This is a genomic window from Pseudomonas wayambapalatensis (assembly GCF_049942315.1).
Lineage (GTDB): Bacteria > Pseudomonadota > Gammaproteobacteria > Pseudomonadales > Pseudomonadaceae > Aquipseudomonas > Aquipseudomonas wayambapalatensis.
Map to the genome: position 1 here is coordinate 59988 of NZ_JBNFMU010000233.1, position 12390 is coordinate 72377.

Genomic DNA, 12390 nt, shown 5'->3' on the forward strand with positions numbered 1-12390 from the left:
GGGACGGCCTAATGGGCCTTCATCTTATGCAGCGCCGCCCCTAACCTCAATCGCCTGACGCAGAGCCTTAGCGTCGTGCCCTTCAGGCGTCCCGAACCTTCATTCAAGGAACATCGAATCATGTGTAGAGCGGTGGGGCTGCGTTCGCCCGTCCGATTGTCTTTGGCGTTGCGGGTGCGGCCATGAACCGGCCCGGATTGTCAGTGGCCTTGCTGAGTGCGGTGGTGGTACCGCAGGTCGGTCTCGGCATCATGGTGCCAGCCTCGGCACAACTGGCCGAGCAGTTGCAGTCTGGCCTTGGTCAGGTACAGAGCACCTTGGTGATGTATATGGTCGGCTATGCGCTGTCGATGATGCTGGCTGGGCTTTTGAGCGATCGCTACGGGCCGCGCGCAGTGCAGTTGGGCGGGCTGTTGCTGGCTGCGCTCGGCACAGGGCTTGCGGCCAGTGCGACGTCTTTCGTTCCGTTCATGATTGGCCGTCTGCTGCAGGCCCTGGGCGGCTGCGTCGGCACGGTAACGACACGCATGGTGGTGCGCGAGGTGTTCGCCGAGCACGAGCGCATGGGCATTCTCACTACGCTGGCTTCGGCCATCGCTATCACGCCGTGCCTTGCGCCGCTGCTGGGCGGGGCGCTGCTGCCGCAAGTTGGGTGGCGCGGGATACTGGGGCTAGTGGGGGTGTTCAACCTGCTGGTGCTGCTCGTGTTCTGGCGCCTTGTGCCTCGCCTGCCGGGCACGGGGCAGGGTGTTGCGGTGGGCACGATCCTGCGCGTGTACAGGCGCAATCTGGGCACGGGAGCGTTCGTCTTTCACGCGTGTTGTATCAGCCTGGTCTGGATGAGCTACTTTGCGTTCCTGTCCTCGTCGTCCTACGCCTTCCAGAGATTGCTGGGGTTCAGTGCGTTCGAGTACGGCACCCTCATTGCGATCTGTGCACTGGGTTATGTCATCGGCAGTTTCCTGGCCCGGCGCCTGAGTCGCAGGCATGACCTGGCGCAGATCCTGGCTGTGGGGGCCGGCATCGGCACTGTCGGCTGGGGCGGCCTGTGGCTGGCGGTCCATTGGATCGGGCCGACGGCGGGCGCCTTCGTCGTGCCGATGATGGCGATCCTGCTGAGTACTGGCATGGTGATCCCGGCCACCCAGGCTGGGTTGCTGCGCTGTGTGCAGCAGGACATCGGGCTGTCCACCGGGCAGTTCTTTTTCCTGCAGATGGCCAGCGGTGCGGCCTATGGGCTGGTTGCCAGCCACTGGCCGGATCTGGACGTGAGGCAACTGGCCTTGCTGGTGGGGACGCCAATGGTGCTGCTCACCGTGCTGGCGGGCACGGCGAGCTGGCGCCATCGGCTCAAGTCTCGCGCAGTACGCTCAGTGGTGTCGCATTGAGTGCGCGGCGGGTGCCGAACACACCGGCACCGCCTACCAGGATCGCGCCCAACAGTGGCAGCACCAACAGCCAGGGGTGGGGCGCCCAGTGCAGGTCGAAGGCGTAGCGATACAGGGCCCAGGTGATCAGTTCGCAGCCCAGGGCTGCGAGCAGGCCGCTGGCGGCGCCAAGCAGGCCGAACTCGATGCGCCGGGCCTTGACCAGTAGTGCACGACCGGCGCCCAGGGCGCGCAGTAGCGCGCCTTGGCGGATACGTTCGTCCAGGGTGGCCTGCAGGCCGGCGAACAACACCGCAAGGCCTGCCGCGAGCACGAACAGCAGTACGTACTCCACCGCCAACGTGACCTGGGCGAGGATGCTGCGCAGTTGCCCCAGCAGCGCATCAACCTGGAGGATGGTCACCGCCGGAAACGCCCGCGACAGGGCGACCACGTCGGTATCGTGCCCCGGTGCGAGGTAGAAGCTGGTCAGGTAGGTGGCGGGCAGGCCTTGCAAGGTGCCGGGCTGGAAGATCATGTAGAAGTTCGGCTGGAAGCTGTCCCAGTGCACCGTACGCAGGCTGCTGACCCGTGCCTGGCGGTGCTCGCCGCCAATGTCGAAGGTCAGCAGATCGCCCAGCTTGAGCTTGAGGCTTGCGGCCAGCTCCGCTTCGACCGATACCGCGGGTGGTCCGTCGGCCGGCGGTGGTGTCTGCCACCAGTCGCCTTCGCTCAAGGCATTACCCTGGGGCAGTTCGGCAGCCCAGGTCAGGCTCAGGTCACGCTGCACGGCACGGTCGCCGGTGGACTCCTTGCTCACCAACTGTTGTACCGGCTGATCGTTGATATGGGTGAGACGGCCGGGGATCACCGGGTACAGCGGCGCCGAGGTGGCATTGACCTCGCGCAGGCGCTGGGCAAAGGGTTCGCGCTCGTCTGGCAGGATGTTCAGGGCGAAGTGGTTGGGGGCATCCTTGGGTAGCTGCGCCTGCCAGTTGTCCAGCAACTCGGCGCGCAATAGCGCGACCAGGGCCATGGCCAGCAGGATCAGGCCGAAGGCCAGCGCTTGGCCGGCGGCTGCCAGCGGATGGCGCAGCAACTGGCCCAGCCCCAGGCGCCAGGGCAGCGGCGAACCGATCAGCAACCGGCGCAGGCTGCGCAAGCCGAGCAGTAGCAGGCCGCCGAGCAGCAGCGCAGCGATCATGCCGCCGCCGAGCAGGGCGAAGGTCAGCAGCAGGTCGAGGCTCAGACGCCACATGATCAGGCCCAGGGCGAACAATGCGGCGCCATAGACCAGCCAACTGCTGGGCGGAACTGGCAGCAGGTCGCGGCGCAGCACACGCAGAGGCGGCACTCGGCCCAGTGCGGCGAGCGGTGGCAGGGCGAAGCCGGCCAGCGCCACCAGGCCGGTGCCGATGCCGGCCAGTGCCGGGGCGATGCCGCCCGGTGGCACGGTGCTGGGCAGCAGCCCCTGCAGGAGGGCGAACAGCCCCAGTTGCGCGAGCCAGCCAAGCAGGGCGCCGGCCAGTGCCGCCACCAGCCCCAGCATTGCCAGTTGCAGCGAGTACAGGCCCAACGCCTGGTGTCGTGACAGCCCCAGGCAGCGCAGCAGGGCGCTGGCGTCCAGGCGGCGGGCGGCGTAGCGGCTCGCCGAAAGCGCCACGGCCACGCCGGCCAGCAGTACCGCCACCAGGCTGGCCATGTTCAGGTAGCGTTCGGCGCGACCCAGCGCGCCGCCAATCTGGCGGTTGCCATCACGGGTGTCGAGCAGCCGCTGGTTGGCAGCAAGATCCTTCTCCACCGCCTGGCGATACTGCACGAGGATGTCCGGCTCGCCGCGCCACAGGTCGCGATAGGTGACCCGGCTTCCTGGCTGGATCACGCCGGTGGCGTCCAGGTCGGCGATGTTCATCAGCACTCGCGGGGTGAGGCTGTAGAAGTTGCCGGCGCGATCCGGTTCGTAGGTCAGCACCCGGGTCATGCGCAGGGTCTTCATGCCCACGTCGATGCTGTCGCCCAGTGACAGCCCCAGTGCCGCCAGCAGGCGTGCCTCGACCCAGGCTTCCCCGGGCGCCGGCCCGCCGCCGGGTGTTTCGCTGCCATAGGGCGTGGCGGCGCTGCGCAGTTGGCCGCGCAGCGGGTAGGACGGGTCGATGGCCTTGATGCTCGACAACTGGATGCCAGCATCGGCGGCTACCACGCTGGTGAACTCCACTACGCGAGCGTGGGTCAGGCCGCGCGAAGTGCCGGCGTCGATCTGCGCCGCCTGGGCAGCGGAGGAACCCTGCAGTACCAGGTCGGCAGCGAGGAATTCGCTGGCCCGCAATTGCATGGCACCGTTGAGGCGGGCGCCGAAGTAACCGATGGCGGTGCTGGCGGCGACGGCCACCAGGAGTGCGAAGAACAGCACCCGTACTTCACTGGCGCGAGCGTCACGCAGCAGTTGGCGCAGGGCCAGGGCGCACAGGCGCATGAACGGCAGGCGGGTCATCATGGCTCCAGGGGCGCCACCAGGCGTCCGGCGTCCAGGCGGATCAGGCGACGGCAGCGCTTGGCCAGCCGTTCGTCATGGGTCACCAGCACCAAGGTAGTGCCGCGTTCCTTGTTGAGCTCGAACAGCAGGTCGCTGATGCGCTCGCCGGTATGGCTATCGAGATTGCCGGTGGGTTCGTCGGCGAACAGCACTGCCGGGTGCGCCGCGAAGGCGCGGGCGATCGCCACCCGTTGCTGCTCGCCGCCGGACAGTTGGCGTGGGGTGTGGCTCAGGCGCTGGCCCAGGCCGACCCGTTCGAGCAGGGTGCGGGCCTGTTCGCGGGCGTCGCGGCGACCGTCCAGCTCCAGGGGCAACATGACGTTTTCCAGGGCATTGAGGCTGTCGAGCAACTGGAACGACTGGAACACGAAACCGACGTGTTCGGCACGCACCCGTGCCCGCTGGTCTTCGTCGAGGGGGCCGAGGTCGTGACCGGCGAGCACGACACTGCCATCGCTAGGGCGGTCAAGGCCTGCGAGCAAACCGAGCAGGGTCGACTTGCCGGAGCCGGATGCACCGACGATGGCCAGGCTGTCGCCTTGGTCAAGGTCGAGGGAAAGCGGGTGAAGGATGGTGAGGTCGCCTTCCGCGCTGGGGACCACTTTGCTAAGGTTCTGCGCAACGAGAATGCTGGGGCCCATGGAGAATCCGATGCGAATGTGGTGGTTGAGTGCCGGTCTGGCCCTGTGTTGCCTGGCCCAGGGCGCGGCGGCGGGAACGGTGCTGGTTGTCGGCGATAGTATCAGCGCCGGTTTTGGCCTGGATACCCGCCAGGGATGGGTCACGCTCCTGGAAAAGCGCCTGAAGGACGAGGGTTTTACCGACCGCGTGGTCAATGCCTCGATCAGTGGCGACACCAGCGCAGGTGGCCAGGCGCGGCTGCCGGCGCTGCTTGCAGCGCACAAGCCTGATCTGGTGGTGCTGGAGCTGGGCGGGAACGACGGGCTGCGTGGGCAACCTCCACAACAATTGCAACAAAATCTTGCCTCGATGATCGATCGCTCCCGTGAGGCCGGCGCCAAGGTGGTGTTGCTCGGGATGCGGCTGCCGCCGAATTATGGCGCGCGCTATACCACCGCGTTCGCCCAGGTCTATGAGCAGTTGGCGAACGAAAAGAAGGTGGCCTTGGTGCCGTTCTTTCTGGAGGGCATAGGTGGGGTATCGGAGATGATGCAGGCCGACGGCATCCATCCGGCCCAAGGCGCCCAGCAGCGCCTGCTGGAGAATGCCTGGCCGACGATAAAACCCTTGCTCTGACGCTTTTATCGGGGGCCGCTTTCGGCTAATGTTGCGCCCCCCGTTTCGAGTGCCCCCGATGCCACGCCCCGCCTGGTCCCTGTATGCCTATCAACTGATCGAGCCCGACGAGCAGCTCGACCTGTTCGCCTGCCAGGAAGTCCGTGTCCATCTCGCCGCTCGCCAGCTCGAACTGGGTGCTCCGGTCGACCGCACCTTGTGTGGCGGCTTGCTGCCGGCGCAGCCGCGCTGGTCTTCGGTCGAGCGCGTGGTCTATCGCGACGAACGCCTGTGCCCGCTGTGCCGGGCCATCCTCGATGCCCAGCGCCGGGGTACACGCCCGGTGTGGCCGGAGCTCTGAGCTCACCTTTCATCATTTGTAACCCTTGCAACGCCTGCCGATGCCTCCCGCTTGAATCCGGGCGGGTGTACAATCGAATGTCTTGAACCCTCTTTCGAAGGATTTACCGGATGTTGCCGCGCTTTCCCGCCGTCACCCGTTGCCTGTCCCTGGCCGCCTTGCTGCTGACCGGTCCTGCCGTCGCGCTGGAGCTGCCATTGCCACCGCCCGGCGAAGACGTCGTCGGCCAGGTCCGGACGATCAAGGCCAAGTACGAAGACACCTTCGCCGACATCGGTACGGCCAACGACCTGGGCTACCTGGAGATGATCGCCGCGAACCCGGGCGTCGATCCCTGGTTGCCGGGGGCTGGCACCGAGATCATCCTGCCGACCCGTTACGTCCTGCCACCCGGGCCGCGCGAGGGGATCGTCATCAACCTGGCCGAGTACCGCCTGTACTACTACCCGAAAGGCGAGAACGTGGTGCACACCTTCCCGCTGGGGATCGGCCGTGAAGGCTGGGGCTCACCGATCGCGATCACCAAGATCACCGCCAAGACACCGAACCCGACCTGGACGCCGCCGGCCTCGATTCGCGCTGAACACGCCGCTGACGGCGATATCCTGCCTGCTGTCGTGCCGGCCGGCCCGGACAACCCGCTGGGTCCGTTCAAGTTCACCCTGGGCCTGCCGGGCTACCTGATCCACGGTTCGAACAAGAAGTTCGGTATCGGCATGCGCACCAGCCACGGCTGCTTCCGCATGCTCAACAACAACGTGGTGGCGCTCTCCAAGATGGTGCCGGTGGGCACCCCGGTGCGGATCATCAACGAGCCTTACAAGTTCGGCGTGAGTGGTGGCAAGGTCTATCTCGAGGCACACACGCCGTTGGACGACCATGGCAACCCGTCGGTGGTCGACAAGCACACGGCCGTCATCAATGCACTGCTCAAGCGTGAAGACTTGACCAACAACCTGCGTATGAACTGGGACATGGTTCGTGACGTGGTGGCCGCCGAGGACGGCATGCCGGTCGAGATCGCCGTGCCGGTCAATGGGCAAGGCGCTGCGCCGATGGTGTCGAGCATCCCGCCAGAGCTGCAGTAAGCCTTTGCCTGCTTGAACCGAAAGGCCTGCCATCGTGCAGGCCTTTTCGTTTTTTGGGAGGGCGGGAGGCGAGGTGAGAGAGGTCTTTTTTCGGGCAATAAAAAAGCCGGCCCACAAGTGGGCCGGCTCCATAACAATCCGTGAGGATTATTACTTGCGGCTGGCTTTGTCCAGCATACGCAGAGCGCGCTCGTTGGCTTCGTCAGCGGTCTGCTGAGCCTTCTGAGCGGCTGCCAGAGCGTCGTCAGCCTTACGGTAGGCTTCGTCGGCACGGGCTTGAGCGCGAGCTGCTGCGTCTTCAGTCGCAGTCAGACGAGCTTCGGTTTCTTTGGATACGCTGCTGCAACCGGTAGCCAGAACTGCGGCCAGAGCCAGAGCAGAGAATTTCAGAACGTTGTTCATCGTGTTCCCCTTCAAGGACTTTCTATTAAATAGCCATCTCTCGGAAAAGAGAAACTGGCCGGCGTACATAGTACCCATTACTTGTAGTAAGTAAACTGACAGAGCGCAAGAACTGCAAAAAAAATGTTGCCACGGGCCGCGTGTGACGGGGTTTGTAAAGAAAGTGTGAAGACCCCGCAAATCGGACGCAAGCGGTTGTACCAAGGAAACTTTTTGTTGAACTAAGGGTGACTTTCACGGTCCTCAAACGTCTTACCCCGTAGAACATCCGGCGGGCTGTTTGGTGTCGACCGGCACCGGCGGCCCAACCCGCTTTCATGGAATTTTTAGCCATGTGCACCTTGAGCAATCCCGCGTTGCACGCCTACTATTTGGGTGTCCCGGGCGTCGAACGATTGCTGATGGACCACGGTCCAAGGGGCATGAGTGGCGTTGAGGTTCCTCCGCCGGATAAACCATCGGTCAAGGCAAAGGTCTGCCAAAAGACCTGCGAGGAGTAGTGATGAGTGACGCGCTGACCATCCACCATGACCAGGCCGGTCATCAGTTCGAGACCAACGTGGACGGTCATCGTGCCTACCTGACGTACATGGATCTGGGCAAGCAGACGCTGGACATCTATCGCACCTTCGTCCCCAACGCCCTGCGTGGTCGTGGCATCGCCGCCGCCTTGACTGAAAAGGCCCTGGAGTACGCCGAACAAATGGGCTACACCGTGATTCCATCATGCTCTTACGTCGAGCGTTACATGGAGCGCCAGCAGCGCCACTCGACCAAGGCCTGAATCGACACCGCACCAACGAAAACGCCGGGCAATTGCCCGGCGTTTTCGTTTGCGTGCGTATCAGCCGCGCTGGCGCTTGGGCAGCACATCCTTGAGCTTGGCGTGCATGCTGCGCAGGCTCTTCTCGGTGGCGGCCCAATCGATGCAGGCGTCGGTCACCGAAACACCGTATTGCAGGTCTTCAAGGTTTTTCGGAATGGCCTGGCAGCCCCAGTTCAGGTGGCTTTCGACCATCAGGCCGATGATCGACTGGTTGCCTTCCAGAATCTGGTTGGCGACGTTCTCCATCACCAGCGGCTGCAACGCCGGGTCCTTGTTGGAGTTGGCGTGGCTGCAGTCGACCATGATGTTGGCCTTGATCTTGGCCTTGGCCAGGTCCTGTTCGCACAGGGCAACGCTGACCGAATCGTAGTTGGGTTTGCCGTTGCCGCCACGCAGCACCACGTGGCCGTAGGCGTTGCCTTTGGTGGTGACGATCGACACGCCGCCTTCCTGGTTGATACCCAGGAAGCGGTGGGGCTTGGACACCGACTGCAGGGCGTTGATCGCCACGGTCAGGCCGCCGTCGGTGCCGTTCTTGAAGCCGACCGCCGAAGACAGGCCCGAGGCCATTTCACGGTGGGTTTGGGATTCGGTGGTACGGGCACCGATGGCCGACCAGCTGATCAGGTCCTGCAGGTATTGCGGGGAGATCGGGTCGAGGGCTTCGGTCGCGGTCGGCAGGCCCTTCTCGGCCAGGTCCAGCAGCAATTGGCGACCAATGTGCAGGCCGTCCTGGATCTTGAACGAGTCATCCAGGTAGGGGTCGTTGATCAAGCCTTTCCAGCCTACGGTGGTACGAGGCTTCTCGAAATACACGCGCATGACCAGATAGAGAGTGTCGGAGACTTCTTCGGCCAGTACCTTGAGACGGTCGGCGTACTCGTGGGCAGCCTTGATGTCGTGGATCGAGCAGGGGCCGATCACGACGAACAGGCGATGGTCCTTGCCGTCGAGGATGTTGCGCACCACTTCACGGCCGGCAGTCACGGTCTGCAGGGCCTTGGCGCTGAGGGGAATCTCTTTCTTCAGCTGATCGGGGGTGATCAGGGTCTCGTTGGAGGCAACGTTGAGGTCATCGATCGGTAAATCAGCCATCGTGTTACTCGTCAGGTCACGGGTGCCGGCCGCCAGCAAACCCCGTGCGGCCCAGCAGCAGATTGTTCGCAGCGGGGAGCCGAACCTTAGCGCGTTACATCGGGCGCGACAATGGGCAGGGGGCTGTCAGCGCTGAAAAGGTGACTTGCCCGTGCGCGAGCTGCCTTGCAGGCCGATCGCGATACAAGGATCGCGCAGTGGGCTCGCCGAGGGCGGCGACATCAGGGGGTGTTCGCCCAGCAGCGCTGCTTCGGAGAATTCGGCGCCGTGCTGGGCGATCCACTGCTGTGCCAACGCCTGCGCCTGTTCGCCCTGCAGGTCATGTTGCTGGTGCAGTTGGCAGTAATGATGAATATGGCAAACCTGCTCACCCATGCGTGCGCCGAACAGCGCCTGGTCGTCGGTGAAGGCGATGCCCACGCGGTAGCCAGCATCCAGCCGCTGGCACCAGGCAACATAGCCGGCATAGCGTGCCTGTGCGCCCAATGAAGGAATGACCACTTCCACTGCAGTGCCGCGACGGTAGGCACGCGGATGGTTGCAAGCGATGCCGCCAAGCCCCAGGGTATGCAGGTGCCGACGGAACAGGCTGGGAGACGGGCGAAGATTCAGCTCGACCGGAATCCCGTCAGGGTGAGGCAGAAATCCACACATCGTCGACTCCGTGTCGATTATTTGACCTTCATGGCCTGAGTATAGTGAAGGATCGCAAACCGGCTGATTCACTGTAAGAAAATCGGACAGACAGTCATCGCTTCGACAGGAGAGCGGTATGGATCCTCGTAACAAACGCATCGGCATCATCGGTAGCGGTGCCATCGGTGGCTTCTATGGGCTGATGCTGGCGCGTGCCGGTTTTGACGTGCACTTTCTGCTGCGCAGCGAATATGGCGTGGTGCATGAGCAGGGGCTGACCCTGAACAGCGCCGTGCACGGAGAGCTGCAGATGAAGGTCCAGGCCTATGCCTCGGCCAGTGACATGCCGCAGTGCGACTGGTTGCTGATCGGCACCAAGGCCACCAGTAACGCCGAGTTGGCGCCGCTGATCGTCCAGGCGGGAGCGCCCGGTGCCAAGGTGGTGTTGCTGCAGAATGGCCTGGGCGTCGAGGAGCAGTTGCGTGGCGCGTTGCGCGACGACATGCACCTGCTCGGGGGGCTGTGCTTTATCTGTGTGAACCGCGAAGCGCCCGGGGTGATCCGCCACCAGGCACTGGGCGCGGTCAACCTGGGTTACCACAGCGGCCCCAGCGACGACCGCGGTGCAGCCATTGTCGCCGAGGGCGCCGAATTGTTCCGCGCTGCGGGGGTCGACTCGCAGCCGATGGACAACCTCGTTCAGGCGCGCTGGCAGAAGCTGGTGTGGAACGTGCCGTACAACGGCCTGTCGGTGTTGCTGCAGGCCAGCACGACGCCTCTGATGGGCGACCCCGACAGCCGCGCGCTGATTCGCGGGCTGATGGCCGAAGTGGTCGAGGGCGCACGGGCCTGCGGGCATCCACTGCCGGAAGGCTATGCCGAGCACCTGTTCCGGGTCACCGAGCAGATGCCTGACTACTGGCCGAGCATGTACCACGATCATGCTCAGCGGCGGCCGCTGGAGTTGCAGGTGATCTACGGCGAACCCCTGGCCCGTGCCCGCGAGGCCGGTTGCCACTTGCCGAAGACGCAAGCGCTGTACCAGGCGCTGGCGTTCATCGACCGGCGCAACTGCGCGGGCTGAAGCGTATGGCTGGCCGCTGCGCCGGACGGCGAAGCGGCTCTCCACGGCACTGCTAAGCTGTAGCTTGCTCTGCCCCCGTGGCAGTGGAGGAGGCCGAATGATCCGTTCCATGCTGTACGCCACCGATCTCGGCGTCTACGCGCCCTTCGTCATGCAACACGCCTTGGCCCTGGCGCGGACCTTCAACGCAGAGTTGTACGTGATCCACGCCGTCGAACCCATGGGCCAGTTCGCCGAGTCGTTACTGCAAAGTTATCTCGATGAGCAGACCCTCGACCGCCTGCACTCCCAGGGGGTCAACACGGTGATGGCCAACATCGAGCAGCGGGTGCTGGAAAATTTTCGCGAGGAATTGGGCGAGGCGGCCGATCTGGCGGTGATCAAGGCCGTGCGGGTGCGCCAGGGGGATCCTGCGCAAGTGATTCTGGAGCAGGCCCAGCGCCTGGCGGTCGACCTGTTGATCTTCGGCAGCCATGCCGAGGGCGCGGGTGTCGATGTGCCGATTGGCCGCACAGCGGTACGGCTGCTGCAACTGTCACCGGTGCCGGTGTACATGGTGCCGTTGGCACAGCATTTGGGGCGTAGGAAAGTCTGAAGCTGGCGGTAGGTCTTTTCCTTGGGGTGTAACAAAATAGTTCTAGATTTATTTCTCTTACCACTAATATAGTTATAAATCGTCGCTGCCAGCAGCCGGTGACCTACCGCTGATTCGAGGGGAATCTATGAAGCTTCAACAACTGCGCTATATCTGGGAAGTAGCGCACCATGACCTCAACGTCTCCGCGACCGCGCAGAGCCTGTACACCTCTCAGCCCGGGATCAGCAAGCAGATCCGTCTCCTCGAGGACGAACTGGGCGTCGAAGTCTTCGCCCGCAGCGGCAAGCACCTTACCCGCGTCACCCCGGCGGGCGAGCGCATCATCACCACTGCTGGCGAGATCCTGCGCAAGGTCGAAAGCATCAAGCAGATCGCCCAGGAGTTCTCCAACGAGAAGAAGGGCACGCTGTCCATCGCGACCACCCACACCCAGGCCCGCTATGCGTTGCCACCGGTGATCAGCAACTTCATCAAGCAGTACCCTGAAGTATCCCTGCACATGCACCAGGGCTCGCCAATGCAGATCGCCGAGATGGCCGCTGACGGCACTGTCGATTTTGCTATCGCCACCGAGGCGCTGGAGCTGTTCGGTGATCTGATCATGATGCCGTGCTACAAATGGAATCGTTGCGTGGTGGTGCCCCAGGGGCACCCGCTGACCAAGCTGCCGAAGCTGACCCTCGAAGCGGTGGCCGAGTACCCCATCGTCACCTACGTGTTCGGTTTCACGGGCCGTTCCAAGCTCGACGAAGCGTTCAACCATCGCGGCCTGACCCCGAAGGTGGTGTTCACCGCCGCAGACGCCGATGTGATCAAGACTTATGTACGCCTGGGCCTGGGTGTGGGCATCGTCGCGAAGATGGCGGTCGATCCGAAGCTCGACAGCGACCTGGTGTGCCTGGATGCGAGCGAGCTGTTCGAAGCCAGTATCACCAAGATCGGCTTCCGCCGTGGCACTTTCCTGCGTGGCTTCATGTGCGATTTCATCGAGAAGTTCGCGCCGCACCTGACCCGCGAAGTGATGGCCAAGGCGATCCAGTGCCACAACAAGCAGGAGCTGGAAGAACTGTTCGAAGGGGTTGAGCTGCCCGTGCACTGAGTTGGTATGAGGCAGGGGCCGCGTCGCGGCCTATCGCGGGGCAAGCCCGCTCCTACAGGTTTTGT

Annotated in this window: 12 protein-coding genes and 1 pseudogene; 8 read left to right on the forward strand and 5 right to left on the reverse strand. The window is 63.9% G+C overall.

The features are described 5' to 3' along the window. Positions 1-182 precede the first annotated feature (182 nt). Complete coding sequence (locus ACPZMI_RS23320) at positions 183-1388, forward strand: MFS transporter (protein WP_426353164.1); 1206 nt, start codon at positions 183-185, stop codon at positions 1386-1388. Here ACPZMI_RS23320 and ACPZMI_RS23325 read toward each other — a convergent pair. Next, the gene (locus ACPZMI_RS23325) at positions 1351-3858 is read right to left on the reverse strand and encodes an ABC transporter permease (protein WP_186719669.1); all 2508 of its coding nucleotides are present in this window, start codon (positions 3856-3858) and stop codon (positions 1351-1353) included. The genes ACPZMI_RS23320 and ACPZMI_RS23325 overlap by 38 nt on opposite strands. Further along, positions 3858-4541, reverse strand: a complete 684-nt coding sequence (locus ACPZMI_RS23330) for an ABC transporter ATP-binding protein (protein ID WP_063544135.1) — start codon at positions 4539-4541, stop codon at positions 3858-3860. Before ACPZMI_RS23330 ends, ACPZMI_RS23325 begins: the two co-directional genes overlap by 1 nt. Before the next feature lie 10 nt (positions 4542-4551). On the opposite strand from ACPZMI_RS23330, the gene ACPZMI_RS23335 reads away from it, so the two are divergent. The 3 genes from ACPZMI_RS23335 (at position 4552) to ACPZMI_RS23345 (ending at position 6585) form a co-directional block, all read left to right on the forward strand. Next, positions 4552-5157 carry an arylesterase gene (locus tag ACPZMI_RS23335; RefSeq protein ID WP_426353165.1) on the forward strand — a complete coding sequence of 202 codons (606 nt, stop codon included), beginning with the start codon at positions 4552-4554 and terminating at the stop codon, positions 5155-5157. Positions 5158-5215: 58 nt separating this feature from the next. Further along, positions 5216-5497 carry a hypothetical protein gene (locus ACPZMI_RS23340; RefSeq protein WP_186711412.1) on the forward strand — a complete coding sequence of 94 codons (282 nt, stop codon included), beginning with the start codon at positions 5216-5218 and terminating at the stop codon, positions 5495-5497. 110 nt (positions 5498-5607) lie between these two features. Further along, on the forward strand, positions 5608-6585 hold the full coding sequence (locus tag ACPZMI_RS23345; RefSeq protein WP_186669565.1) for a L,D-transpeptidase family protein: 978 nt from the start codon (positions 5608-5610) through the stop codon (positions 6583-6585). Positions 6586-6735: 150 nt separating this feature from the next. Here ACPZMI_RS23345 and oprI read toward each other — a convergent pair whose 3' ends face one another. After that, on the reverse strand, positions 6736-6987 hold the full coding sequence (gene oprI, locus ACPZMI_RS23350; protein WP_003259780.1) for an outer membrane lipoprotei OprI: 252 nt from the start codon (positions 6985-6987) through the stop codon (positions 6736-6738). Positions 6988-7489: 502 nt separating this feature from the next. On the opposite strand from oprI, the gene ACPZMI_RS23355 reads away from it, so the two are divergent. Further along, positions 7490-7771: a GNAT family N-acetyltransferase gene (locus ACPZMI_RS23355; protein WP_186669564.1), complete on the forward strand. Its 282-nt coding sequence runs from the start codon at positions 7490-7492 to the stop codon at positions 7769-7771. 60 nt (positions 7772-7831) lie between these two features. On the opposite strand, the gene ACPZMI_RS23360 is transcribed toward ACPZMI_RS23355, so the two are convergent. After that, complete coding sequence (locus ACPZMI_RS23360) at positions 7832-8908, reverse strand: 3-deoxy-7-phosphoheptulonate synthase (protein ID WP_054895443.1); 1077 nt, start codon at positions 8906-8908, stop codon at positions 7832-7834. 243 nt (positions 8909-9151) lie between these two features. Continuing rightward, positions 9152-9562: pseudogene (locus ACPZMI_RS23365) on the reverse strand (PilZ domain-containing protein); the annotation flags it as partial. Positions 9563-9680: 118 nt separating this feature from the next. On the opposite strand from ACPZMI_RS23365, the gene ACPZMI_RS23370 reads away from it, so the two are divergent. The 3 genes from ACPZMI_RS23370 (at position 9681) to cysB (ending at position 12325) form a co-directional block, all read left to right on the forward strand. After that, positions 9681-10628, forward strand: a complete 948-nt coding sequence (locus ACPZMI_RS23370; RefSeq protein ID WP_426353166.1) for a putative 2-dehydropantoate 2-reductase — start codon at positions 9681-9683, stop codon at positions 10626-10628. Positions 10629-10725: 97 nt separating this feature from the next. Then, positions 10726-11223: a universal stress protein gene (locus ACPZMI_RS23375; RefSeq protein ID WP_151924055.1), complete on the forward strand. Its 498-nt coding sequence runs from the start codon at positions 10726-10728 to the stop codon at positions 11221-11223. Positions 11224-11350: 127 nt separating this feature from the next. Next, positions 11351-12325: an HTH-type transcriptional regulator CysB gene (gene cysB / locus ACPZMI_RS23380; protein ID WP_054895446.1), complete on the forward strand. Its 975-nt coding sequence runs from the start codon at positions 11351-11353 to the stop codon at positions 12323-12325. Positions 12326-12390: the final 65 nt, after the last annotated feature.

Coding starts and splice junctions, on each gene's coding strand:
- ACPZMI_RS23320 (WP_426353164.1), top strand. CDS start 183: ATGAACCGGCCCGGATTGTCAGTGGCCTTGCTGAGTGCGGTGGTGGTA.
- ACPZMI_RS23325 (WP_186719669.1), bottom strand. CDS start 3,858: ATGACCCGCCTGCCGTTCATGCGCCTGTGCGCCCTGGCCCTGCGCCAA.
- ACPZMI_RS23330 (WP_063544135.1), bottom strand. CDS start 4,541: ATGGGCCCCAGCATTCTCGTTGCGCAGAACCTTAGCAAAGTGGTCCCC.
- ACPZMI_RS23335 (WP_426353165.1), top strand. CDS start 4,552: ATGCGAATGTGGTGGTTGAGTGCCGGTCTGGCCCTGTGTTGCCTGGCC.
- ACPZMI_RS23340 (WP_186711412.1), top strand. CDS start 5,216: ATGCCACGCCCCGCCTGGTCCCTGTATGCCTATCAACTGATCGAGCCC.
- ACPZMI_RS23345 (WP_186669565.1), top strand. CDS start 5,608: ATGTTGCCGCGCTTTCCCGCCGTCACCCGTTGCCTGTCCCTGGCCGCC.
- oprI (WP_003259780.1), bottom strand. CDS start 6,987: ATGAACAACGTTCTGAAATTCTCTGCTCTGGCTCTGGCCGCAGTTCTG.
- ACPZMI_RS23355 (WP_186669564.1), top strand. CDS start 7,490: ATGAGTGACGCGCTGACCATCCACCATGACCAGGCCGGTCATCAGTTC.
- ACPZMI_RS23360 (WP_054895443.1), bottom strand. CDS start 8,908: ATGGCTGATTTACCGATCGATGACCTCAACGTTGCCTCCAACGAGACC.
- ACPZMI_RS23370 (WP_426353166.1), top strand. CDS start 9,681: ATGGATCCTCGTAACAAACGCATCGGCATCATCGGTAGCGGTGCCATC.
- ACPZMI_RS23375 (WP_151924055.1), top strand. CDS start 10,726: ATGATCCGTTCCATGCTGTACGCCACCGATCTCGGCGTCTACGCGCCC.
- cysB (WP_054895446.1), top strand. CDS start 11,351: ATGAAGCTTCAACAACTGCGCTATATCTGGGAAGTAGCGCACCATGAC.